Origin of the sequence: Rhizobium sp. J15 (genome assembly GCF_002531825.1) — a bacterium.
Classification (GTDB): Bacteria; Pseudomonadota; Alphaproteobacteria; order Rhizobiales; family Rhizobiaceae; genus Rhizobium.
This window is the reverse complement of sequence record NZ_NWSX01000005.1, coordinates 103,028-124,671: the sequence shown is the minus strand read 5'-3', so window position 1 is coordinate 124,671 and position 21,644 is coordinate 103,028. Positions and strand designations below refer to the sequence as shown.

The window sequence follows — 21,644 nt, the reverse complement described above, 5'->3', positions numbered from 1 at the left end:
AATCCGGATTACTTGGTGGCAAGCAGCTTGTCGAAGAGCGCCTTGTCGTAATCCGAGTAGATATAGCCGTCGGCCGGGAACTTGTCGGCGCGGGCGAGATAGCTGCCGATGGTGCTGTCGTCGATGACGGGCAACGGCACCTTGACGAAGGCGGGGACATCCTTGCCCTGCAGCGCCTGCACGGCGGTATAGACGGAAAGCGCGCCCAGCCAGTTGGGCTGCATGGTCGCCCAGCCCTTCAGGCCCTTCTCTTTCCACAGCTCCAGGAACTGCCGGGCATTTTCGCCCGTCGTCGGCACCTGGTCGCGGCCCTGGCGCTCGAAGGCGAGGACGGAGCCGGCCGACAGCGCGCCGCCGAGCGACAGCACGCCATCGATTTCGGGATTGGCGAAGAGCAGGCTGGTCATCGCCTCCTGTGCCGGTGCGACGTTATATTCCGTGTTCGTCTCGGTGATGACCTGCAGGCCCGGATTGGCGTCGAGCACCGGCTGTGCGCCCTTGCGGCGATCATCGCTGACCGAGATGCCGGCCGGGCCGTTCATGATGATGATCTTGCCCTTGCCGCCGAGCTGGCTGACCATCCACTTCGCGGCGGTCGCGCCCCATTCGTTGGAATCGGTGTTGATCTTCGCCGTTACCTTGTCGGTATTGACGAGGCTGTCGAAGTTCACGACCGCGATGCCCTTGTCGCAGGCATCTGAAATGACGCGGTCGAGCGCGTTGGAGGAGCCGGCGATGACGACGATGGCGTCGACATTGGCGTCGATCATCGACTGGATATGCTGGATCTGCGTCTGGGCGTTGCCCTGCGCGTCGGTGATCATCAGATCCTTCACCAGGCCGGCCTTCTTCAGCTCCTCCACCTCGGCGGTGATGGTGCCTTCGGTCTGCTTCATCCAGGTCGGCACCGAATAGATGTTCGCCCAGCCGATCGTGTAGGGCGCTTTCCTGTCACCCTTGATGCAATTGGCGGCGGCCGATGCCGTGCCGGCCGAAAAGGCGAGCAGGGCCGCAGCGGCGGCAGCGCCCGCCAGAAGGCGGCGGCGTAACGAGGCGGAAATGCTGTTTTCAAGATTCTTCATGTCGATCCCCTTTTTCTATGCGGCAGCGCTGACGGCTTGCCATCTCCCAATTGTCCAATATAATGTACATATGATCTAAATACCGGACGCGCTGATCTTATGCCGATTTTTCCGCCTCGCAAGAGGGGTGAAAAAATTTCGTTCGCCGGGAAGACGGGATCGGTTGACAGATGCGGCAGAGGGTTTGAAAAGCTTGGCCGGACAGGAACAGGGCCCAACAGGAACGGGATTGACAGCAATGGACGCAATTCAGGACGAAGCAGTCGGCAAGCGCGCCCGCGGGCTCGACCGCGCCTTCGAGATCCTCGATTTCCTGCGCCAGAAGCGGCAGGCCCTGAAGCCGAATGAAATTGCCGCGCAGATCGGTGCGCCGCGTTCGTCGGTCTATGAGCTCGTCAACCTGCTCTTGAGCAACGGCATTCTCGAATTCACCGGCGGCGAGGGCCGCGTCTATCTGGGCCGCAAGCTCTATTTCCTCGGCGCCGCCTACGAGAACCACTTCGATTTCACCCGCGAATGCGAAGCGGCGCTGGAACAGCTTGCCGACGAGACGCGGGAGACCGCGCAGTTCTGCATGCTCGACGGGAACAAATATACTGTCGTGCGCATGCGCGAGGGCGCGCGGCCGTTCCGCATTTCGACGGATATCGGCCAGTCGGTGCCGATTCCGTGGACGGCGTCGGGCCGTCTGCTCGTCGCGCATCTGTCGGATGAGGAAATCCTGAACTTCATTCCGCCGCAGGATTTCCGCCTGCCGAGCGGCGAATGGCTCGACCCGCAGACCTTCATCGCCGAGGTGCGTCAGGCCGAGCGCGAAGGTCTCTTCACCTTCAACAGTATCGTCGACAGCTTCACGCACTGTTTTGCCGTACCGGTCAGGGACGAGGAAGGCCATGCCGCCGCCACGCTCTGCCTCGTCACCCCCCGCGACGACGGCATCGCCAACCGCGACCGCTACCTGGACTGCCTGAAGAAAGCCGCCGCGGGTCTCGACCATGCGCCGGCGCGGCCGAAGCGTGGCTGATCCACCGAGCAGAGCTCGGTATCGGCATTCTGATGGTACCGACATTCACGCTTAGGCCGGCATTCAGCTGCATGCCCTGTTAAACCCGTATCACCTCCGCCCGGCGCTTTGCCGGACTTGCGGCTGCTTGTCCTAGCCGGAATACCTGCCGCAGGACGATATATCTCCTGATGCCTCTCCGGCCGTTGATTTCCGGTTTCGCGCCAATCCCGAAAATCTATTCACTCTTCCTCCCAAACTACGGAATGAAGTTTCTCTATAAATTTTATGGAGAACGTATCTTAACTTTCCGACAGCCGATAACTGCACCTTGGCCTTGGGCAAGGCCGGGCTCTCGGCGGCAAACGGATAGGACGCGAAATGACACGGAAAATCAGGCTTGGGGCATTTCTGCCCGGTGGCGGACAGCATGTTGCATCCTGGCGGCATCCCGACCAGCCGGTCGATGGCGCGACCAGTTTCGCGTTCCACAAGCAGCTCGCTTTGACGGCCGAGCGCGGGCTCTTCGACGCCTATTTCCTGGCCGACGGCCTGGCTATCGGTTTCGGCGGAGCGCGCGAAGGCGGCAATGCCCGGGTGGCCGGCTTCGAACCGGTGACGCTGTTTTCCGCGCTGGCGCCTCTGACAACCCATCTCGGCTTTATCGCCACGTCCTCGACCACTTATGAGGAGCCCTACACCACCGCCCGCAAGTTCGCCTCGCTGGATCTGATCTCCCAAGGCCGCGCCGGCTGGAACGTCGTGACCACGACGGGCGACCTCACCGCGCAAAACTTCAACCGCGAAACGCAGCTGCCGCATGCCGAGCGTTATCGCCGCGCCGCCGAGCATGTCGACGTCGTCCGCAAACTCTGGGAGAGCTTCGAGGACGACGCGTTCATCCGCGACAAGGAGAGCGGCGTCTTCTTCGACCCCGCGAAGCTGCACGATACCGACCATCGCGGCGAGCATTTCAGCGTGCGCGGTCCGCTCAATGTCTCACGTTCACCGCAGGGCCATCCCGTCATCGTGCAGGCCGGACAGTCCGAAGACGGACGCGGGCTTGCCGCGGCGACGGCCGAGGTCATCTTCACCGCCCATCAGCACATCGAAACCGCCCAGGAATTCTATCGGGACATCAAGGCGCGCGCCCGCGGTCTCGGCCGCAATCCCGATCACATCCTCGTCATGCCCGGCGTCTCCGCCTTCGTCGGCAGGACCGAAGCCGAGGCGCGGGAGAAATACGACCGTCTGACCTCGCTCATCCTTGAGGAAGACGGGATCGGTCTTCTCAACGGCCTGACCGGCGGCACGCTCGACCTGCATGGTTACGATCTCGATGGGCCGCTTCCGCCTGCGCCGCCGACAGAGGGCATGAAGAGCCGCCAGGCGCTGATCCGCCAGATCGCCGACGAGAACAACTTCACCATCCGCCAGCTCTATCAGTGGATCGCTTCCGCCCGCGGTCATTTCACCATCGTCGGAACGGCCGAGCAGATCGCCGATACGCTGCAGACATGGTTCGAAAACGAAGCGGCCGACGGCTTCAACATTCTGCCGCCGTGGCTTCCGACGGCACTCGACGATTTCGTCGATCTAGTCATTCCGGAACTCCAGCGCCGCGGCCTGTTCCGAACTGCCTATGAAGGCAAGACGCTACGGGAAAACCTCGGCCTGCCTTTCCCGACCAATCGATGGGCTGCGGGGCGCGCAGCCCTCCAGGCAGCAGAGTGAGGAGCGATCTATGACTTATGAAATCAACCAGACTCTCCCGAGAAGCTTCGGCCGCCTGAAGAGCGGCGAAAGCAATACGCCCACTTTCGCGTCGCATGTGCGCGGCGTGCTCGCATCGCTTTTGCCGCGCTACGGCCTGCTCATCGCCTTTCTCGTGCTCTGGCAGGTGTCGAGCACCAGGGGCTGGGTCAATCCCGCCGTCTTTCCGCCCTTGAACGTGATCCTGTCGGCTCTTTGGACCAACCTCGCCAACGGCGCGCTGCTCGATGACATCGCCGTCAGCCTGCAGCGATCGGGAACAGCCTTTGCCTTTGCCGTCGTGGTCGGCATTCCGCTCGGCCTGTTCATGGGCCAGTTTCGTGCGGTCGAGCAGGCGCTCGACCCGATCCTGCAGCTCTTCCGCCAGACCTCGGCGCTGGCGCTCTATCCGGTCTTCATCCTGCTGCTCGGTCTCGGTGAAACGTCCAAAATCTTCGTCATCTTCTGGGCGACGCTGTTTCCGGTGCTGCTCGCCACGATCGGCGGCGTCAAGGAAGTGGACAAGAAGCTCATCGAGATGGCGCGGACCTACGGCGCCGGACCGCTCACCGTCTTCCGCCGCGTCATCCTGCCGGCCTCGGTGCCTGCGATCTTCGTCGGCCTGCGTCTCTCGGCCACAACCGCGCTTCTGCTGCTGATCGCCGCCGAGATGATCGGCGCCAACAAGGGCATCGGCTTCCAGGTCATGAACGCCCAGTACAATTTCCAGATCCCGCTGATGTTTGCGGCGATCCTTCTTCTCGCCTTTCTTGGCCTTGCCGCCAATGCCCTGCTGGTTCTCCTGCAGCGCCGTCTCTGCCGCTGGTCTCAGCCGAGCGCCTGACCGCTTCCACCAATTCTCTCTTCCGAAAGGACATCCCATGACCTTCCACCCCCGTAATCTTCTCCTGCCGGCCGTGATTGCGCTCGGTCTTGCCACGCCGGCCGCAGCCGCCGACGCAGTGAAGCTGCGCTACCTCGCGAGCCAGGGCGGTCTTGCCGCCCATGAACTCGCCGACGCGCTCGGCTATTTCAAAGACACCGGCATCACGTTTGAGAATGTCGGCTATGCCCAGGGCGGCCCGGCCTCTCTCATCGCTCTCGCATCCGGCGACGTCGAGATCGGCAGCGCCGCCACATCAGCCGTGCTGAATTCGATCATCGGCGGCAATGATTTCGTCGCCGCCTATCCCTCGAACGGCATCAATGACGAGGTGCAGTCGACCTTCTACGTGCTGGAGGACAGCCCGATCAAAAGCATCAAGGACATTGCCGGCAAGAGCATCGCGGTCAACACGCTCGGCGCCCATCTCGATTACACCATCCGCGAAGCCCTGCATTCCGTCGACCTTCCGAGCGACTCCGCCAACCAGGTCGTCGTTCCCGGTCCGCAGCTCGAGCAGGTATTGCGCTCCAAGCAGGTCGATATCGCCGCCTTCGGCTACTGGCAGACGACCTTCGAGGGTGCAGCGCTGAAGAACGGCGGCCTGCGTGCGGTCTTCGACGATACCGACGTGCTCGGCGACATCGCCGGCGGCTTCGTGGTCCTGCGCCGTGACTTCATTCAGCAGCACCCCGAGGCCGCGAAGATCTTCGTCGAGCAGTCGGCCCGCGCCCTCGATTATGCCCGCGAACATCCTGAGGAAACCAAGAAAATCCTCGCCAAAGCTCTGGCCGAACGCGGTGAGAACCCTGATATCGCCCAGTATTTCCGCGGCTACGGCGTGCGCGCCGGCGGCCTGCCTGTCGAGCGCGACATCCAGTTCTGGATCGACGTCCTGGTTCGCGAAGGCAAGCTGAAGCAGGGTCAGCTGGCGGCCAAGGACATTCTCTTTAACGCCGACACCAAGCCGGCCAGCAACTGAGGAACCGTGATGAGCGTCGCCCAGGACATTCGCCGCGGAGAGGTGACGATCCGTCACCTCTCCAAATCCTACAAGCTGAACGGCAGCCGCCTGCAGGTTCTTAGGGATATCAACCTCCACATCCGCTCCGGCGAAAGCCTCGCCATCGTCGGCGCCAGCGGTTCGGGCAAGACGACCTTGCTGCGGGTCCTGGCCGGCCTAGAGGAATCGGATACAGGCGAAGTACAGGTCGACGGCAAGACGATACGCGGCGTCGGCGCGGAACGCGCCGTCATCTTCCAGGAGCCACGCCTTCTTCCCTGGCTTGACGTCCTCGACAACGTCGCCTTCGGGCTGGAAACCAGAGGTCTCAGCCGCGAGCAGGCGCGGGCGCGGGCGCGTCACTACGTCAAGCTCGTCGGCCTGCAGCAATTCGAGGCGGCCTATCCCCGGCAGTTGTCCGGCGGCATGGCGCAGCGCGTTGGCATCGCGCGGGCGCTTGCCGTCCAGCCTGAGATCCTACTGCTCGACGAACCGCTCGGCGCGCTCGATGCGATGACCAAGATCGGCATGCAGCAGGAACTCGCCCGGATCTGGCGGGATGAGGATGTGACGACCATTCTCGTCACCCATGATCTCGAGGAGGCGATCTATCTCGCCGACCGGATCCTGATCCTGCCGCGGGAAAAAGGAGGCGAGCCGCGCCTGATCGACATCGATCTGCCGCGTCCCCGCGACCGCAGCGCACCGGAATTCGTCCGGCACCGGGAAGAACTGCTCAACCTGTTCGGGCTGCATTGAAAGTTGTGACCATGCCTTCCAGGACTACACGGTCCAGGGATCGACGAGCTCGATCCCGAACCCCTCGAAATCTCTGGTGTTGCGGGTAGCCAGGGTGAGATCGTAAGCAATTGCGGTTGCAGCGATCAGGCCGTCCATCGACGACAGACCGCGGCCGCTCCGTTTCGCGCGGCCCATGAGATCGCCCCAGGACAAGGCAACCGGCTCGTCCACCGGGATGATGCGGCCCTCGAAGCGTTGCGGCAGGTCCCGAGCAAGCCATTCGCCCAGCGCGTCGCGTTTCCGCCCGTTGTCCAGCAGGGCAACACCGCGCCGAATCTCCGCGATCGACACAATGCTGATGAAGGAGCGATCCTCGTCGAGCTGATCCAGCCACGCCAAGACGCGCATGTCTGGGTTCGGCTTCGTCACCTCCGACAGGACGTTGGTGTCCAGCAGAAGCCTCACAGTTCGGGATCACGCGGTTCGTCGCGTTGACGATCGAGATCCAGATCAGCGCCGCGCAGCGGCGAACTCATCAGAAATTCGACAAGCGTACCCTTGCGCACAGTCTTGCGCTGCCATTCCTCGGCGGAGACGACGACGACGCTCGGCTTGCCATTCCGGGTAATCGTCTGCGGCGCGAATTGGGCGCGTTCGATAACCTCGGAAAGCTTCGCCTTTGCGCTGGCGACGGTCCAGCTTTCATCGCCTTGTCGCGAGGGCTGCATGCTCAACTCCTGACTAGAATAACCATGATGACTATATAAGCCACGGCCGGAGGAGTGGCAAGCGGCATGGCTATCACGGTTTGCTTCTCGCTCCCGCGGTCAGATAGGGCCGCCGGTCCAGTTCCGCGGACCGCAAGGAACTGCGCAGCCGCAGCAGATCCTTGCGGGCGATCAGGCCGCACAGTCTGCCCGATGCCGGATCGACGATCGGGATACGGCCGTTGTCCGTCGACAGCATCAGGTCGGCGATGAAGGCGACGGTATCGTCAGGATGCCCGACGGGAACGGAATCATCCGCGACGGTTTCGCCAAGCGTCTGGGCGGCGAGGCCGGGCTTGCCTTGCCAGAGCAAGGCATCGGCCCGCGAGACGATGCCGGCGAACTTGCCCGCAGTATCGACCAGCGGGTAGATCCGGTGCGTCTTCTGCTGCGAGGCGAAGAAATCGCAGGCTTCACCGACCGTCATGTCGACAGGAAGCGTGTCGACATCGTTGATCATGATTTCCCTTGCCCGGGAAAGCTCGAACGGATCGACGCCGTATTCGCGGGTGATGTGCTGCCCGCGGCGCGCGATCTTCTCGGTGAGGATCGAGCGGCGCAGCAAAAGGACCGTGACGGCATAGGCGACCACCGTTGCCGCGAGCAGGGGAACGAGCGTGCTGACGTCGCCGGTGATCTCCATCGCGAAGAAGGTCCCCGTCAGCGGCGCGCGCATGGTTCCGCCCATCATCGCCGCCATTCCGAGCAGCGCCCAGAAACCGGGATCGTTGCCGGGCATGACCAGCCCGACCAGCCATCCGAGAGCGCCGCCGAAGATCAGGAGCGGAGCGAGCACGCCGCCCGAAGTGCCCGACGACAGGGCGAACAGCCAGATGATGGTCTTCACCAGCAGGATCGACAGGACCGCCGGCGCAAGCAGCCGGTTGTTGAGCAGGCCGTCGATGATGTCGTAGCCGACGCCCATTGCCCTGGGTTCGATCAGGCCGCCGAGGCCGATGACGAGACCGCCGAGCATCGGCCACCACATCCAGTGGATCGGCAGTGCCTCGAACAGGTCTTCGATCCGGTAGAGCAGCGTCGTCAGCAGTCCGGATTGCAGCCCCGATAGGATGCCCATCGCCGCACAGGCGAAAATCCCCCACCAGGGCAATGTCACCTGGAAATGAGTCGGGAACAGCGGGCCTACTCCGAAGAGCAGCGGGCGCCAGCAGATCGATACGCAAGCGGCAACCGCAACGGGGATGAAACTGCGCGGCTTCCATTCGAACAGTAAGAGTTCGACGGCCAGCATGACGGCGGCGATCGGCGAACCGAAGATCGCCGTCATGCCTGCGGCAGCACCCGCGACGAGCAGCGTCTTCCGCTCGGCCGCGCTCATGTGAAAGAACTGCGCGAAGAGCGATCCGATCGCCCCGCCGGTCATGATGATCGGCCCCTCGGCGCCGAACGGGCCGCCCGTTCCGATCGAGATTGCCGATGACAGCGGCTTCAGCACAGCGACTTTCGGCGACATCCGGCTGCCGCCGATCAGAATGGCCTCGATTGCTTCCGGAATGCCGTGGCCGCGGATCTTCTCCGATCCAAAGCGGGCCATCAGGCCGATGGCAAGCCCGCCGAGCGGCGGCACCAGCACCACCCACAGCGAACGCGGCACGGCGGCCAGAGAGGCGGGCTCGATGCCGATCTCTCCGAACCAGACGACATTGGTCACCAGCGAGATCAGGCTGACGAGACACCAGGCCGCAAAGGCGCCTGACGTGCCGATGACGACGGCCATTCCGACAAGCAGGAGGACCCGCCTGTCTGTGGTGAAATCGCCGGCCTCGCGCCGGGAAAGGCCGCCGGTGAAATCATGCGGCCGGTTGCTTGGTTGATGCTGCGCCATGGAAGCCTCTGCTACGCGGAAACGGTCTGTTTGAGCGGCGTCATTATATCGTAATACGATATAAATCAATGGACGAAAGCAAGAAGGCGAAAATGTCTCGGAAGGTGCCTCACTTGACCGGCCGGCGGCTGCGCATCTATTCGAAATCGGGGAACAGTCCGCGCGCGCAAACCGCGGCCGCTTCGCGTGGGCGGCAGAGGAGAATGAGCTTGAAGAAATCCGCACCGCCGCTGAGACAGGAGGATTACGAAGCTCTTGCCGACCTCAGATTTGCGCTTCGCCAGTTCATGGACTTCAGTGCGTCAGCCGCCCAATCGGAAGGCCTGCCTCCGCAGCAGCATCAGGCTCTGTTGGCGATCAAGGGACAACGCGGCGGCGAGGCGATGACGATCGGCATGCTGGCCGAGCGGCTGATCATCGCGCCCCATACGGCGACCGAGCTTGTCGGACGGCTGTCGGATGCCGGGCTGGTCGAACGCCATGCCGATCCGGTCGACAGGCGCCGCCAGACGATCCTCCTGACCGAGAAGGCGGACGAGCTTCTGACGAGGCTGAGCGCCGTCCATCTCTCGGAAATCAGGGTGATGGCGCCGAAGCTGATCGAGCTTCTTCTCGAGCTCCAGAAGACGGCGCTCAAGGACGAATGAAGACGCCGTCGCGGCGGAGGACTACAAACTCTCGGCGACCAGCGGCTGAATGACGGGCTGGCCACGCCGGTCGCGCAGCACCTCGACATCCACGCCGTAAGTCTGCGCGATGAGGCCCGGCGTGACGATCGATTGCGGATGGCCGCTCGCCTTCATCGTGCCGTTTGCGATCACCAGCAGATTATCGGCATATTGGCAGGCCAGATTGAGATCATGAAGCACGACCATGGTGATCCAGCCATTGGCGCGCGTTTCCCGGCGCACCAGATCGAGCAGGGCAAGCTGATGCTTCAAATCAAGCGCGCTGACCGGCTCGTCCAGCAGCATGACTTTCGGCTCGCGCATCAGCACCTGGGCAAACAGCGCCATCTGCCTTTGTCCGCCGCTCAGCGAAGCGATGTCGCGGCCGGCGAGATGAGCGAGACCGGTCTGTGAAAGCCGTGTCATCGCCATGTCGAGCGTCTCGTCGTCGATATGCAGCGAGAGGCGGCCAAGCCGGCCGAGAACCACGACTTCGAGAACGGTGAGCGCAATATCCGTAGCGGTGTCCTGCGGCATATAGGCGAAGCTCTCGCGCCACGATTTCAGCGCCCGCGCGCCTGTGCGTCCGGCGGCTAGGCTGTCCCCGCCGAGCGTCAACCTGCCTTCGGCGAGCGGCAGGTCGCCGAAGAGGGCGCGCAGAAGCGTGGTCTTGCCCGTGCCGTTGGGGCCGATGACGGCATGGATCTTTCCGGCTTCCAGGACAGTGTCGACGCCGGAAACAATTCTCTGCCCGCCGCGCTCGATGGCGATGTTTTCGAGGCGGATCATGCGCCGTTCCTTTTCGGCGCGAAGATCAACCACAGCAGGAACGGCACGCCGACAATGGCGGTGACGATGCCGACGGGAAACAGCGCGCCGGGGATGATCGACTTCGACACGACGGAGGCGGCCGACAGCATCAGCGCACCGCTGACGACGGACATCGGCAGGAAGAAGCGCTGATCCTCGCCCACCGTCATCCGGGCGATGTGCGGGGCGACGAGGCCGATGAAGCCGATCACGCCGACGAAACTCGTGGCGGTCGCCGTCATGACCGCGACGATGACAAGGACTTTCATGCGCAAGAGCCGAACATTGACGCCGAGGCTTGCTGCCCGCATCTCGCCCATGCGCAGGGCCGCCAGTTTCCAGGAACCCGCCATTAGCATGGCGCAACAGACGAGGGTGACAGCCGCGGTGAGGGCCAGCGTCGGCCATGTCGCTTTCGTCAGGCTGCCGAACAGCCAGAACAATATCTGCTGCGACAACTCAGGCGAGGAGAGGAACTGGATGAGCGACAGCAGCGACTGGAACAGGAAGAGAAGGGCGATGCCGCCGAGAATGATGGTTTCCGCCGTCATGCGGCGCATCGAAGCCAGCGTGAAGAGAAAGAGCGCCGCCAGCATGGAAAAGACGAAAGCGCCGAGCGGCACGGCCACCATCGCGTCGAGGCCAAGGCCGCCGAGCGCCAGAACCAGTGCCGCCCCGAACCCGGCGGCAGCCGCCATGCCGAGCGTATAGGGGCTCGCCATCGGATTGTTGAGAAGCGTCTGCATCTGCGCGCCGCCGGCCCCGAGCGCTGCACCGACGGCAAGCGCCATCAGCGCCATAGGCAGGCGCAGGCCCCGGACGATGGCGTCAGTCATCGCCGCCCGCTCGCCGAGACCCGTGAGCGAACGTACCACTTCCGCCGGCGACAGCAGCGACGGGCCTGTCGCGATATCGAGAACGAGACAGATCGCCGTCAGGGCCACGAAAATCAGAAGGCTGCGCCAGCGCCTGCGTTCACGCAGCCTGTGCGCGCCGATCGCTTCGGCATTGCGGGCGGTCACTGTCATCCAAAAACCCATTTCAACGGAAAACGAGCGCCATGAACCATGGCGCTCGCAGAGCTAGGTCCGTCAGGATCAACCCTTGACGGCGATGGCGAACGTGCCTTCGGGAACCACCGGCAGATACTTCTTGTAATAGCCGAGGTAGTTGGCAACGGGATCGACGTCCTTGAACTGCTCGGGATAGAGCTGCTTGGCGATATACTGCACCATTGCAAAATCCGAGAGCGTGCGGGAGGCGCCCTGATAGACGCCGAAGAGGTGGGCGTCCTTGACGGCAGGCAGTTCGCTCCAGCCTTGGCGGGTTTCGAAAGCCTTCAGCTTCTCGCGGGCTTCGTCGGCCTTCACACCCTGGCCCATCGGCAAGGCGGTCTCGCTCTTGTTGTTCTCGCGGCCGGAAATGAAGATGGCATCGGGCTTGGACGCCAGGACCTGCTCCGGATTGATCGGACCCCACCATTCGACGAAGGGCGCTGCGATATTGTCGCCGCCGGCGGCCGTCGACATGGCGCCCCACATGTTCTTGCCGTAGGTGAAGGAATATTCGGCCGGTCCCTTGTTGCCGAATTCGACATAGACCTTCGGCTTCGGCTTGCCCGATGCGGCAACGCGATCGGCAATGTCCTTCAGCGCGCCGGCGTAGAAATCGGCGATCTCCTTGCCGCGGGCGTCCTCACCGGTCAGTTCCCCGAACAGCACGGTCGAGGCGACATGGCGCTCGACGGTCTGGGCATTGTAGTCGACGACGACGACAGGAATTCCCTGTTCTTCGAGCCGATGGGCGTCCTGGCCGAGCGCCTGGTACTGCCAGTCAGCAAGAATGACCAGGTCAGGATTGAGGCTCAGCACCTTCTCGATGGAAAAGGTCTGCGCTTCCACTTCGCCGACATCGGCGATGTCGCCGAGCGAGGGGCGGTGGGCAAGGTGCATCTTCCAGTTCGCGGGAACCCAGCCTTCCCATGCCTCGCGGGAAATGCCGACGACGGAATCATAGGCCTTCTCGCCGCCGACGGCCATGTAGTCTTCGAAATAGAAGCCAAGCACTACGCGCTTGGCCGGAAGATCGACCTTCACCTGGCGGCCGATCACATCGGTGATCGTCTTTTGCTCTGCCATGGCGGACGGGGCGAGGAAAATAGCGGAAACAGAAATAAGCGAGCCAGCCAGCCAGCTGGCCACGGATCTAGAATTCATGACGACCTTCCATGCGTTAAATACAGCGCCGGGTTATAAAAGATGACGAAATAAATCAAGTTATTTATTAGCTGTCTCTCTCACCGGGAAAACATCGTTTTCTCCAGCGCTTCAGCCTGAAAGCGTATTCCTGAGGCGATGGATATGGGCAGCGCCGATGCCGCAGCAGCCGCCGATGATCGTCGCACCCGCTTCGGCCCAGGAGCAGGCAAAGCGGGAATAGACATCGCCGTTCAGATCGTCGCGGGTTTCGTGCAGACCTTCATTGGCCGCCGATGCGCCCTGTTCCCCTTCGAAGGCATTGGCATAGACGCCGATTTCGATCTGAGCGTCCGCCTTGCGGAACACGCGCGCTGCCGTCTCCACGGCGCCCCGCATGACCTCGGGCTTGCTGCAATTGAACAGGAAGGCTTCCGCACCTGACGAAACCGCCCAGGACGCCGCGTCCTCGACACTTTCGCCGGAGCGAAGCCTCAGCTCGCCGCTTTTTATGTCGGCCTCGTCATCCGCCAGGGTGAACGAGATCCAGAACGGCTTGCCGGATGCCGCCACCGCCTTGCGCACGGCTTCACCCTCGGCGATCAGGCTCAAGGTCTCGCCGAGCCATATGTCGACGAAGGGCGCAAGGTTTTCGACCAGCACCTTGAGATAATCCTGCACCCGCGCAGGCTGGAAGTTCTGCGGTTCGTAGGAGCCGAAGATCGGCGGCAGCGAACCGGCAACCAGCACCTTGCGGTCCGTGACGGCATCGGCCGCCTCGCGCGCCAAGCGGCCGGCGAGACGGATCAGCGCAGCTCCCTCCTGCCGAAAACGGTCTTCGCCGATATGGAAGGGCACGAGCGCGTAGCTGTTCGTCGTGATGACCTCCGAGCCGGCGGCGATGAATTCCTTATGCACCTCGCGCACGATGTCAGGCGAATTCATCAGCGCCAGCGCCGACCATTCCGGCTGCTTCAATTCGGCGCCCAGCCGCAGCAGCTCGCGGCTCATGCCGCCATCGAGAATTCGCGTTGTGCTCATGAGGTAATCTCCATTCATGCTGCCGCGCCGTGACCGGCGGCGGGCTTTAAAAACAAAGTGGGAAGCTTCCGTCCGCCTAGCGGCGAACCGGCACCTGCGCTTCAAGACCTCGAAAGACGCGGGCGATCACCGCGGTCAGGGCGAGATAAAAGAAAGTGACGACGAGCAGGGGTTCGTAGACGAGCAGCGTGTCCTGGCGAACCTTGTTCGCCACGGCATAGAGATCCATCACGGTCACCGTGAAGGCGAGCGGCGTCGCCTTCAGCTGCATGACGATCTCTCCGGCAATGGTCGGCAGGGCGATGCGGATGGCGCGCGGCAGCCAGATGCGGCGGGTCAGCTTCCAGGGCGACAGGCCGAAGGCCCGGCCGGCTTCGAGCTCGCCCTTGGGAACGGCGAGCAGCGCGCCGCGCAGCACTTCCGCCTCATAGGCCGCATAGTTCAGCGTGAAGCTGACGGCGGCGAAGAAGAAGCCCTCGCGCAGGATCGGCCAGAACAGGCTCTGGCGAATGCCGGGAACCATGGGCAGCAGCGAGCCGACGCCGTAATAGAGAAGCCACAGCTGGATCAGCAGCGGCGTGCCGCGAAAGAAGGTGCAATAGCTCCGCGCAAGAAGCCGCGTCAGCCTGCCGCCGCTGACCTGCGCGAAGGCGAGGCCGATGGCGATCATGAAGCCGAACACCACTGAGATGACCAGCAGCGAAACGGTCTGCCAGGCGCCGGTCAGAAGAAGCGGCCAGTAGGAAGAAATCCAGGTGAAGCTCATGGGGCGCTTTCTTCAGGCAAGACGCGGCTGCCCCCGCCGCACCCGTCCTTCGATCAGCTTGAAGACGACGTTGGAAGCGAGCGTGATCGCGAGATAGAGAAGGGCCGAAGCGAGGAAAAAGACGAAATAATGTTTGGTGCTTGCGCCGGCTAGGCGGGTGGCGAGCGCCAGTTCCTGATAGCCGACGACCGCGACCAGCGCGCTGTCCTTGGTGACCGACATCCACAGATTGGCAAGCCCGGGCAGCGCGTTCGGCAACAGCGCCGGCAGCAGGACGCGGCGGAACCTCAGCACCGGCCCCATGCCGAAAGCCTTGGCCGCCTCGATCTGGCCCGAGGGAATGGCGAGGATCGCGCCGCGGAGCACTTCCGTCATATAGGCGCCCTGCACGAAGCCCAGCACGGCGACGGCCGCGACGAAGCCGTTCACTTCGACCGGCGGCAGCTCCATCGCAGCCAAGAGCCGGTTGAGGCCATCGGTGCCGGCATAATAGAGCCCCACGATCAGGATCAGCTCGGGAACAGCGCGGATCACAGTGGTATAGAGATCGAGCAGCAGGCGGAGCACGCGATTGCCCGAAAGCTTCCCGAGCGCGCCGCCGGTGCCGAGCAAAATTCCGACCGCGAAAGCGCAGGCCGAGATGGCGACCGTGGAGACCGCACCTGCCAAAAGAACACCGCCCCATCCCGGAGGATAGGGGGCTAGCAGGTCGAGAATGCCTTGTTGCGCGGTCGCCATCGCCGGGATTGCTTACTTCGCGCCGTAGATGTCGAAGTCGAAGTATTTCTTGGTGATGGCGTCATACTGGCCGTTGGCGCGAACTGCAGCGATTGCCGCATTCAGCTTGGCTTTCAGCTCCGTATCTTCCTTGCGCAGGCCGCCAGAAACGCCGGCGCCGAGAATCTCCTTGTCGTCGGCGACATCGCCCATCTTGGCGCAGCAATCCTTGCCGCCGTCGCTTTTCAGGAAAGCGTCGAGCGCCAGCGAATCGCCGAACACGTAGTCGATGCGGCCGGAGGCCAGATCCTGGAAAGCCTCGTCGAGCGTCTGATAGGTCTTTTCGTCAGCAGCCTCGGCGAAGTATTTCTTGTAATATTCGGACTGGATCGTCGACACCTGGATGCCGATGGTCTTGCCCTTCACATCTTCGGCGGTGGCGCCCGGCTTCTGGTCCTTGGGGCCGATCAGGGTGCTCGGCGTGTTGTAATACTTGTCGGTGAAATCGATGACTTTCGAGCGTTCCGCCGTGTTCGACATCGACGACCAGATCACGTCGAACTTCTTGCTCTGGAGAGCCGGAATGAGACCGTCCCAGGAAATGTCGACGATCGAGCACTTTTCCTTCATCTCTGCGCAGACGGCGTTCATCAGGTCGATTTCCCAGCCGTGCCACTCGCCCGAGGCATCCTTGGCGAAGAAGGGCGGATAGGATTCGTTCATGACGCCGAAGCGGACCTCGGCCTGAGCCGTGACGGCGGAAAGCGCAAGGGCGGCGCCGGCAAAAAGCATGGGGAGCAGTTTCATTCGCAGGATTCTCCTGGTTCGTGTGTATCGATGATATTCATCAGTGGGCGCTGAGACCGGTGAACTCCCGGCAGCGGGCGCTGAGCGGCGCCCCGAAGACTTGCTCGGGCGGGCCTTCCTCCTCGATCCGGCCCTGATGCAGGAAGAGGACGCGGCTGGAGACATCCCGGGCGAAGCGCATTTCATGCGTGACGATCAGCATAGTCCGGCCCTCCTCCGCGAGATCGCGGATGACTTTGAGGACCTCGCCGACCAGCTCCGGATCGAGCGCCGATGTCGGCTCGTCGAACAGCATGACGGCAGGATCGATGCAGAGCGCCCGTGCGATCGCCGCGCGCTGCTGCTGGCCGCCGGAGAGGAAGGCTGGATAGGCATCGCGCTTGTCGAAGAGCCCGACCTTGTGGAGCAGGGCTTCCGCCTTTTCGATCGCCTCGCGGCGAGGAACGCCCATGACATGCACCGGCGCCTCGATGACGTTTTCCAGCACGGTCCGATGAGCCCAGAGATTGAAGCTCTGAAAAACCATCCCAAGCCCCGTCCGCAGCCGCTCGATCTGCCGCCAGCTCTGCGGCTGCAGCCGCCCGCCGCGGCCGGGCTTCAGCGCGACCTCCTCGCCATTGACGGCAATACGTCCGCGATCGGGCGTTTCCAAAAAATTGATGCATCTGAGGAAGGTGCTCTTGCCAGAACCCGACGAGCCGATAATGGAGATGACATCGGACTTGTGAGCCTCGGTCGAGATGCCCTTGAGAACCTGTTGCGAGCCGAAGCTTTTATGGAGATCTTCGACGCGAAGAGCAGGAAAGGGTTGATCCGACATGCGTGGTTCCGGCTGGACTTGAGCTGCGAAGGATAATGATAAATTGCGCGGTTTTTTCGCGCAATTTCCATCTCTTTTGCATTTTCTATGCAAAATAATCTTTCTCACGCGGCGAATACGGCAGAATACAGCCGCGCGGGAGAACTCGAAATGGACAGGGCAATGGAACAACTGGATCGTTTTGACCGCGACATTCTCGATATCGTTCAGCGCGACTGCCAGCTGAAGGCCGAAGCGATTGCCGAGCGGATCGGCCTGTCGGTCTCGGCCGTGCAGCGACGGTTGAAGCGGCTGCGCGAGGAGGGGATCATCAAGGCCGAGGTCGCCGTCGTCGATCGGAAGGCGACGGGAACATCGATGGTGTTCATCGTCGGCATGGAGATCGAGCGGGACAATTACGACGCGCTGGCGAAGTTTCGCATCTGGGCGGAGAAACAGGATCATATCCAGCAGGTCTATTACGTGACCGGCGCGGTCGATCTGATCGCGATCGTCACCGCCCGCGACGTCGAGCATTATGACGACATCGCCGCCCTGATTATGGCGGAAAATCCGCAGATCCGCCGCATGCACACGAATGTCGTGCTGCGCGACGTCAAGCTCGGCCTGTTCGTGCCGCTGGAATAGCGCCGGCCGGCCGGCACCGACAAGCCGCTGGACTCGCATTCGGCAAAGCGCATAATTCCGGCACGCATCCCGGGGAGGACCGATCGTTGACGCTACGACACCAGATCATCGCATTGGCGATCGTCCCGCTCGTCATCTCGATCCTCGCGATCACCACCTTCATCACCTGGCAATCGGCAAACCTCGCCAAGAACAGCATCGATACGTTCGAGCAGAACATGCTGAAGACGAGGGAAGCCGAAATCCTCAACCTGACCAATCTTGCGCTCTCGGCCATCCAGACGATCTATGACAAGGCCGGTCCCAACGACGAAGCCGCCAAGCGGCAGGTGGCTGACATTCTGACCTCGCTCGACTACGGCAAGGACGGCTATTTCTTCGTCTACGATTATGACGGCAACAATATCGTCCATCCCCGCCAGAGCTTCCGGCATGGGCAGAATTGGCTCGACCTTACGGATCCCGACGGCGACAAGGTGATTGCCGAGCTGATCGCCACGGCAAAGGCGGGCGGCGGCCTGCACCAGTACAAATGGCAGAAGCCTTCAACCGGACAGATCGCCGACAAGCTCTCCTTCGTCGTCAGCCTCGACAAATGGCACTGGGTGGTGGGAACAGGCGTCTATCTGGACGACGTCTTTGCCCAGAGTGCCGCCGCCAATGCGGTGATGCGCGCCAACATCAGACGGACCTTCGTCATCGTCGCGCTGATCGCCGTGCCCGCGGTGCTCGTCGTTTTCACGACCTGCATGCTGCTGACCTTCCATGAACGCCGCATGGCCGACAGCCGGCTCAAGGAGCTGACGCAGCGGGTGATCGACACCCAGGAAGAGGAGCGCACGCGGCTGGCGCGCGAGCTGCATGACGGCATCTCCCAGACCCTTCTCGGCGTGCGTTATGCGATGGACCTCGCCGGCCGCAAGGTCAGGACCAATGCCGACGAAGCGGCGCTGACCATCGAGCGCGGCGTCGAAGCGCTGAACGGCGCCATCAAGGAAATAAGACTGCTCTCGCACGATCTGCGACCCCGCGTGCTCGACGATCTCGGCCTGACGGCTGCACTGGAGGCGCTCTGCCATCACTTTGCCGAACGGACGGGGATCGAGACGAAGATCGACGCCTCGGGCTTTACGGGCATGCTGAAGGCGGAAGCCAGCACTGCCCTTTATCGCGTCGCCCAGGAGGCCTTCAACAATGTCGAGCGGCACGCTGGCGCCTCGAAGCTCTCGGTAAAGCTCTGGAGCGACGGCGGCCGCGCCCGCATGACCATCTCCGACAACGGCACCGGCTTCGACGGCGCCGGGGCTGGCGCATCCGGCAGCTCGGGTCTCGGCCTGCGCAACATGCAGGAGCGGATGGCGCACTTCCGGGGCCTGCTGCTCATCGACAGCAGCGAGGCCGGCACGACGCTGACGGCGATGATGCCGAGATCGGCCAATCTGCCCGCCGGCAAGCAGGCGGAAGCCGCATGAACGAACGCGCCAAAATCAGCGTCCTCCTGATCGACAACCATCCGCTGGTCTTGGACGGACTGAAGGCCGTGCTCGAAACATTCGATCATATCGAGGTCGCGGGCACCGCCGGGCTTGCGCAAACCGGCCTCGACATCGCACGGCAGATCCGGCCGCAGGTGGTGCTGATGGACATCAACATGCCGAAGCTCAGCGGCATCGATGCGATCGAGCTGTTCCGCAACGAACTTCCGCAAACCCGCGTCGTGATGCTCTCCATGCATGACAGCCGCGAGTATATTTCCTCCTCGGTCATGCATGGCGCCGCCGGCTACGTCCTCAAGGACGTCTCGACGGATGAAATCGTCTGCGCCATCGAAACCGTCGCGAACGGAGGCACCTATTTCTCCTCCGGCGTCTTCGACGCGCTGATGGGCGACCGCGCGGGGGAGGGGAGCGATCCGCTGACGCCGCGCGAACGCGATATCCTCGGGCAGATCGTTGCCGGCAGGAGCAACCGCGAGATCGGCGAGGCGCTCGGCATAAGCTCCGCCACGGCGGAAACCCATCGCAAGAACCTCAAGAAGAAGCTCGGCATCGCGACGACGGCGGGCCTCATCCGCTATGCGCTCGATCACGGCGTCGTCTCGAAAGTCGGCTAATTCAAGCCTACCCACTTCTGGGTAGGCCCCGGCATTTCCGCCCCGCGCCCATCTTGTGAGGGCAAAACCGACGCCCTAGGACTCCGCTTACGGCTGGCCGAACGCCAAGCCGTTGGGAGGAATTCACATGCGTTACATCAGCTTCCGACCGGTCGGAAAACCTCGAGTGACACGAACCGGCCTGCCGCGCCCGCGGGCTGACAGACCTGCCTTCCACGCCGACAACTGGAACATGGCGACCGCCGCCCGCGGCGCCTGAAAGGTATCCGACATGGAAAAACCACGTAGCAAGGCAGCGCTTTGGCTGCTGATCATTCCCTACATCGGTCTGCTCTGGCCGCCATTCTACAATCTTCGCGAGCCGGCGCTTTTCGGCTTTCCCTTCTTCTACTGGTATCAGCTTCTCTGGGTGCCGATCACGGCGACGCTGACCTGGATCGCCTATCGGAGCGTTCGCCATGACGACTGACATCAACGGAACGGCGCTTGCCGTCTTCATCTTCTTCTTCGTCCTCGTCACCGTCATGGGCTTCGTCGCCAGCCGCTGGCGCAAGCCCGAGACGCTCGCCCATATCGATGAATGGGGCCTCGGCGGACGCAACTTCGGCACCTGGATCACCTGGTTCCTCGTCGGCGGTGATTTCTATACCGCCTATACCGTCATCGCCGTGCCGGCGCTGGTCTATACGGTCGGCGCCTACGGCTTCTTCGCGCTGCCCTATACGATCGTCGTCTATCCCTTCGTCTTCATGGTCATGCCGGTCCTGTGGAAACGCGCCAAGGATTTCGGCTATGTGACGGCCGCCGACGTCGTCCACGGCCAATATGGATCGCGCGGTCTCGAGCTCGCCGTCGCGGCGACGGGCGTCATCGCCACCATGCCTTACATCGCCCTCCAGCTCGTCGGCATGACGGCGGTCCTGAAGGCACTCGGGCTGCATGGCGAACTGCCGCTGGCAATCGCCTTCATCGTGCTGGCGCTCTATACCTATTCGGCGGGCCTGCGCGCGCCGGCGCTGATCGCCTTCGTCAAGGACATCATGATCTATATCGTGGTGATCGCGGCCGTTGCGCTCATCCCGTCGAAGCTCGGCGGCTACGCCAATGTCTTCGCCTCGGCCGATGCGGCCTTCCAGGCCAAGGGCTCCGGCAACCTGCTGCTCGGCGGCAATCAATATGTCGCCTATGCCACGCTCGCCTTCGGTTCGGCGCTCGCCGCCTTCATGTATCCGCACACGCTGACGGGCATCTTCGCCTCCAACAGCGGCAAGACGATCCGCAAGAATGCGATCATGCTGCCCGCCTATACGCTGCTGCTAGGCCTTCTGGCGCTGCTCGGCTATATGGGCCATGCCGCCAACCTGAAGCTCGACAGCGCCAATGACGTCGTTCCGACCCTGTTCAAGACGCTGTTTTCGGGTTGGTTCTCCGGCTTCGCCTTCGCGGCGATCGCCATCGGCGCGCTGGTGCCGGCGGCGGTGATGAGCATCGGTGCGGCCAATCTCTTCACCCGCAATTTCTGGAAGGCCTACGTCGATCCCAAGGTCAGCGATGCGGGCGAGGCGAAGGTCGCGAAGGTGACGTCGCTGGTGGTGAAGATCGGCGCGCTTCTCGTCATCCTTTTCCTGCCGACGCAGTTCGCACTCGACCTGCAGCTGCTCGGCGGCATCTGGATCCTGCAGACGCTTCCGGCTCTGGTTTTCGGCCTCTACACCGGCTGGTTCCGTGCACCCGCTCTGCTTGCCGGCTGGTTCGTCGGCTTCTGCGGCGGCACCTACCTCGTCTGGGATGCCGGCTGGAAGCCGCTGCATCTGATCAGCCTCGGCGGCGAGCCTTTCACCGTCTATACCGGCCTGCTGGCGCTGGCGGCAAACATCGCCGTTGCGGTCGTCGTCAACGCCCTGCTTCCGGCCAGGGCTCCGGTTCGGGCGTAACCAAAAATGCGAAGGGCAGCAAACGCTGCCCTTCGTCATTTCAAATTATGGCAGGGGCGCTGGAGCGCT

At 62.8% G+C, this 21,644-nt stretch carries 24 protein-coding genes; 12 read left to right on the top strand and 12 right to left on the bottom strand.

From position 1 onward, the window contains the following. Nucleotides 1-8 precede the first annotated feature (8 nt). Nucleotides 9-1,082 (bottom strand): ABC transporter substrate-binding protein, encoded by a 1,074-nt coding sequence (locus CO670_RS06195; protein ID WP_088673937.1) that lies wholly within the window; start codon nt 1,080-1,082, stop codon nt 9-11. Nucleotides 1,083-1,320: 238 nt separating this feature from the next. On the opposite strand from CO670_RS06195, the gene CO670_RS06190 reads away from it, so the two are divergent. From CO670_RS06190 to CO670_RS06170, 5 genes are all read left to right on the top strand, one after another. Further along, the gene (locus CO670_RS06190) at nt 1,321-2,106 is read left to right on the top strand and encodes an IclR family transcriptional regulator (RefSeq protein ID WP_088673936.1); all 786 of its coding nucleotides are present in this window, start codon (nt 1,321-1,323) and stop codon (nt 2,104-2,106) included. A 360-nt stretch (nt 2,107-2,466) separates the two neighbouring features. Beyond that, nucleotides 2,467-3,819 (top strand): LLM class flavin-dependent oxidoreductase, encoded by a 1,353-nt coding sequence (locus tag CO670_RS06185; protein WP_097589453.1) that lies wholly within the window; start codon nt 2,467-2,469, stop codon nt 3,817-3,819. 10 nt (nt 3,820-3,829) lie between these two features. After that, nucleotides 3,830-4,681, top strand: coding sequence for an ABC transporter permease (locus CO670_RS06180; protein WP_097589452.1), 852 nt, complete (start codon nt 3,830-3,832; stop codon nt 4,679-4,681). 37 nt (nt 4,682-4,718) lie between these two features. After that, nucleotides 4,719-5,702, top strand: coding sequence for an ABC transporter substrate-binding protein (locus CO670_RS06175; protein ID WP_097589451.1), 984 nt, complete (start codon nt 4,719-4,721; stop codon nt 5,700-5,702). Between the two features lie 9 nt (nt 5,703-5,711). Further along, nucleotides 5,712-6,482: an ABC transporter ATP-binding protein gene (locus CO670_RS06170; protein ID WP_097589450.1), complete on the top strand. Its 771-nt coding sequence runs from the start codon at nt 5,712-5,714 to the stop codon at nt 6,480-6,482. A 24-nt stretch (nt 6,483-6,506) separates the two neighbouring features. On the opposite strand, the gene CO670_RS06165 is transcribed toward CO670_RS06170, so the two are convergent. The 3 genes from CO670_RS06165 to CO670_RS06155 all read right to left on the bottom strand — a co-directional run bounded on the left by CO670_RS06165 (nt 6,507) and on the right by CO670_RS06155 (nt 9,077). Next, complete coding sequence (locus tag CO670_RS06165; protein WP_097589449.1) at nt 6,507-6,929, bottom strand: type II toxin-antitoxin system VapC family toxin; 423 nt, start codon at nt 6,927-6,929, stop codon at nt 6,507-6,509. Continuing rightward, nucleotides 6,926-7,192 (bottom strand): type II toxin-antitoxin system Phd/YefM family antitoxin, encoded by a 267-nt coding sequence (locus CO670_RS06160; RefSeq protein ID WP_097589448.1) that lies wholly within the window; start codon nt 7,190-7,192, stop codon nt 6,926-6,928. Before CO670_RS06160 ends, CO670_RS06165 begins: the two co-directional genes overlap by 4 nt. A 73-nt stretch (nt 7,193-7,265) precedes the next feature. After that, a complete protein-coding gene (locus CO670_RS06155) occupies nt 7,266-9,077 on the bottom strand; it encodes a chloride channel protein (RefSeq protein WP_097589447.1) in 1,812 nt (603 codons plus the stop codon). A gap of 209 nt (nt 9,078-9,286) precedes the next feature. On the opposite strand from CO670_RS06155, the gene CO670_RS06150 reads away from it, so the two are divergent. Next, nucleotides 9,287-9,724, top strand: a complete 438-nt coding sequence (locus tag CO670_RS06150) for a MarR family transcriptional regulator (protein WP_097589446.1) — start codon at nt 9,287-9,289, stop codon at nt 9,722-9,724. 21 nt (nt 9,725-9,745) lie between these two features. Here CO670_RS06150 and CO670_RS06145 read toward each other — a convergent pair whose 3' ends face one another. The 8 genes from CO670_RS06145 to CO670_RS06110 form a co-directional block, all read right to left on the bottom strand. Next, nucleotides 9,746-10,534: an ABC transporter ATP-binding protein gene (locus tag CO670_RS06145; RefSeq protein ID WP_097589445.1), complete on the bottom strand. Its 789-nt coding sequence runs from the start codon at nt 10,532-10,534 to the stop codon at nt 9,746-9,748. Continuing rightward, the gene (locus CO670_RS06140) at nt 10,531-11,583 is read right to left on the bottom strand and encodes an iron ABC transporter permease (RefSeq protein ID WP_097589444.1); all 1,053 of its coding nucleotides are present in this window, start codon (nt 11,581-11,583) and stop codon (nt 10,531-10,533) included. Before CO670_RS06140 ends, CO670_RS06145 begins: the two co-directional genes overlap by 4 nt. 69 nt (nt 11,584-11,652) lie before the next feature. Further along, nucleotides 11,653-12,771: an ABC transporter substrate-binding protein gene (locus CO670_RS06135; RefSeq protein ID WP_097589443.1), complete on the bottom strand. Its 1,119-nt coding sequence runs from the start codon at nt 12,769-12,771 to the stop codon at nt 11,653-11,655. Nucleotides 12,772-12,882: 111 nt separating this feature from the next. Beyond that, complete coding sequence (locus CO670_RS06130; RefSeq protein ID WP_088673924.1) at nt 12,883-13,791, bottom strand: homocysteine S-methyltransferase family protein; 909 nt, start codon at nt 13,789-13,791, stop codon at nt 12,883-12,885. 76 nt (nt 13,792-13,867) lie between these two features. Then, on the bottom strand, nt 13,868-14,557 hold the full coding sequence (locus CO670_RS06125) for an ABC transporter permease (RefSeq protein WP_088673923.1): 690 nt from the start codon (nt 14,555-14,557) through the stop codon (nt 13,868-13,870). A 12-nt stretch (nt 14,558-14,569) separates the two neighbouring features. Beyond that, a complete protein-coding gene (locus CO670_RS06120; RefSeq protein ID WP_097589442.1) occupies nt 14,570-15,295 on the bottom strand; it encodes an ABC transporter permease subunit in 726 nt (241 codons plus the stop codon). A 12-nt stretch (nt 15,296-15,307) separates the two neighbouring features. Then, nucleotides 15,308-16,081: a transporter substrate-binding domain-containing protein gene (locus tag CO670_RS06115; protein WP_088690379.1), complete on the bottom strand. Its 774-nt coding sequence runs from the start codon at nt 16,079-16,081 to the stop codon at nt 15,308-15,310. A gap of 40 nt (nt 16,082-16,121) precedes the next feature. After that, nucleotides 16,122-16,901: an ATP-binding cassette domain-containing protein gene (locus CO670_RS06110; RefSeq protein WP_097589441.1), complete on the bottom strand. Its 780-nt coding sequence runs from the start codon at nt 16,899-16,901 to the stop codon at nt 16,122-16,124. A 162-nt stretch (nt 16,902-17,063) separates the two neighbouring features. Between CO670_RS06110 and CO670_RS06105 the strand changes: the two genes are divergently transcribed. The 6 genes from CO670_RS06105 to mctP all read left to right on the top strand — a co-directional run bounded on the left by CO670_RS06105 (nt 17,064) and on the right by mctP (nt 21,575). Next, nucleotides 17,064-17,528, top strand: coding sequence for an Lrp/AsnC family transcriptional regulator (locus CO670_RS06105; RefSeq protein ID WP_097589440.1), 465 nt, complete (start codon nt 17,064-17,066; stop codon nt 17,526-17,528). An 86-nt stretch (nt 17,529-17,614) separates the two neighbouring features. Further along, on the top strand, nt 17,615-19,000 hold the full coding sequence (locus CO670_RS06100) for a cache domain-containing protein (RefSeq protein WP_097589439.1): 1,386 nt from the start codon (nt 17,615-17,617) through the stop codon (nt 18,998-19,000). Continuing rightward, nucleotides 18,997-19,641: a response regulator transcription factor gene (locus CO670_RS06095; protein WP_097589438.1), complete on the top strand. Its 645-nt coding sequence runs from the start codon at nt 18,997-18,999 to the stop codon at nt 19,639-19,641. The genes CO670_RS06100 and CO670_RS06095 overlap by 4 nt, the downstream gene beginning before the upstream one ends. Nucleotides 19,642-19,768: 127 nt before the next feature. After that, the gene (locus CO670_RS33630) at nt 19,769-19,900 is read left to right on the top strand and encodes a hypothetical protein (RefSeq protein WP_280951329.1); all 132 of its coding nucleotides are present in this window, start codon (nt 19,769-19,771) and stop codon (nt 19,898-19,900) included. Nucleotides 19,901-19,912: 12 nt separating this feature from the next. Continuing rightward, nucleotides 19,913-20,110: a DUF3311 domain-containing protein gene (locus tag CO670_RS06090; protein WP_097589437.1), complete on the top strand. Its 198-nt coding sequence runs from the start codon at nt 19,913-19,915 to the stop codon at nt 20,108-20,110. Continuing rightward, nucleotides 20,100-21,575: a sodium:solute symporter family monocarboxylate transporter gene (gene mctP / locus CO670_RS06085; RefSeq protein ID WP_097589436.1), complete on the top strand. Its 1,476-nt coding sequence runs from the start codon at nt 20,100-20,102 to the stop codon at nt 21,573-21,575. Before CO670_RS06090 ends, mctP begins: the two co-directional genes overlap by 11 nt. The last annotated feature ends 69 nt before the right edge of the window (nt 21,576-21,644 follow it).

Coding starts and splice junctions, on each gene's coding strand:
- CO670_RS06195 (WP_088673937.1), bottom strand. CDS start 1,082: ATGAAGAATCTTGAAAACAGCATTTCCGCCTCGTTACGCCGCCGCCTT.
- CO670_RS06190 (WP_088673936.1), top strand. CDS start 1,321: ATGGACGCAATTCAGGACGAAGCAGTCGGCAAGCGCGCCCGCGGGCTC.
- CO670_RS06185 (WP_097589453.1), top strand. CDS start 2,467: ATGACACGGAAAATCAGGCTTGGGGCATTTCTGCCCGGTGGCGGACAG.
- CO670_RS06180 (WP_097589452.1), top strand. CDS start 3,830: ATGACTTATGAAATCAACCAGACTCTCCCGAGAAGCTTCGGCCGCCTG.
- CO670_RS06175 (WP_097589451.1), top strand. CDS start 4,719: ATGACCTTCCACCCCCGTAATCTTCTCCTGCCGGCCGTGATTGCGCTC.
- CO670_RS06170 (WP_097589450.1), top strand. CDS start 5,712: ATGAGCGTCGCCCAGGACATTCGCCGCGGAGAGGTGACGATCCGTCAC.
- CO670_RS06160 (WP_097589448.1), bottom strand. CDS start 7,192: ATGCAGCCCTCGCGACAAGGCGATGAAAGCTGGACCGTCGCCAGCGCA.
- CO670_RS06155 (WP_097589447.1), bottom strand. CDS start 9,077: ATGGCGCAGCATCAACCAAGCAACCGGCCGCATGATTTCACCGGCGGC.
- CO670_RS06145 (WP_097589445.1), bottom strand. CDS start 10,534: ATGATCCGCCTCGAAAACATCGCCATCGAGCGCGGCGGGCAGAGAATT.
- CO670_RS06140 (WP_097589444.1), bottom strand. CDS start 11,583: ATGACAGTGACCGCCCGCAATGCCGAAGCGATCGGCGCGCACAGGCTG.
- CO670_RS06135 (WP_097589443.1), bottom strand. CDS start 12,771: ATGAATTCTAGATCCGTGGCCAGCTGGCTGGCTGGCTCGCTTATTTCT.
- CO670_RS06130 (WP_088673924.1), bottom strand. CDS start 13,791: ATGAGCACAACGCGAATTCTCGATGGCGGCATGAGCCGCGAGCTGCTG.
- CO670_RS06125 (WP_088673923.1), bottom strand. CDS start 14,557: ATGAGCTTCACCTGGATTTCTTCCTACTGGCCGCTTCTTCTGACCGGC.
- CO670_RS06120 (WP_097589442.1), bottom strand. CDS start 15,295: ATGGCGACCGCGCAACAAGGCATTCTCGACCTGCTAGCCCCCTATCCT.
- CO670_RS06115 (WP_088690379.1), bottom strand. CDS start 16,081: ATGAAACTGCTCCCCATGCTTTTTGCCGGCGCCGCCCTTGCGCTTTCC.
- CO670_RS06110 (WP_097589441.1), bottom strand. CDS start 16,901: ATGTCGGATCAACCCTTTCCTGCTCTTCGCGTCGAAGATCTCCATAAA.
- CO670_RS06105 (WP_097589440.1), top strand. CDS start 17,064: ATGGAACAACTGGATCGTTTTGACCGCGACATTCTCGATATCGTTCAG.
- CO670_RS06095 (WP_097589438.1), top strand. CDS start 18,997: ATGAACGAACGCGCCAAAATCAGCGTCCTCCTGATCGACAACCATCCG.
- CO670_RS33630 (WP_280951329.1), top strand. CDS start 19,769: ATGCGTTACATCAGCTTCCGACCGGTCGGAAAACCTCGAGTGACACGA.
- CO670_RS06090 (WP_097589437.1), top strand. CDS start 19,913: ATGGAAAAACCACGTAGCAAGGCAGCGCTTTGGCTGCTGATCATTCCC.
- mctP (WP_097589436.1), top strand. CDS start 20,100: ATGACGACTGACATCAACGGAACGGCGCTTGCCGTCTTCATCTTCTTC.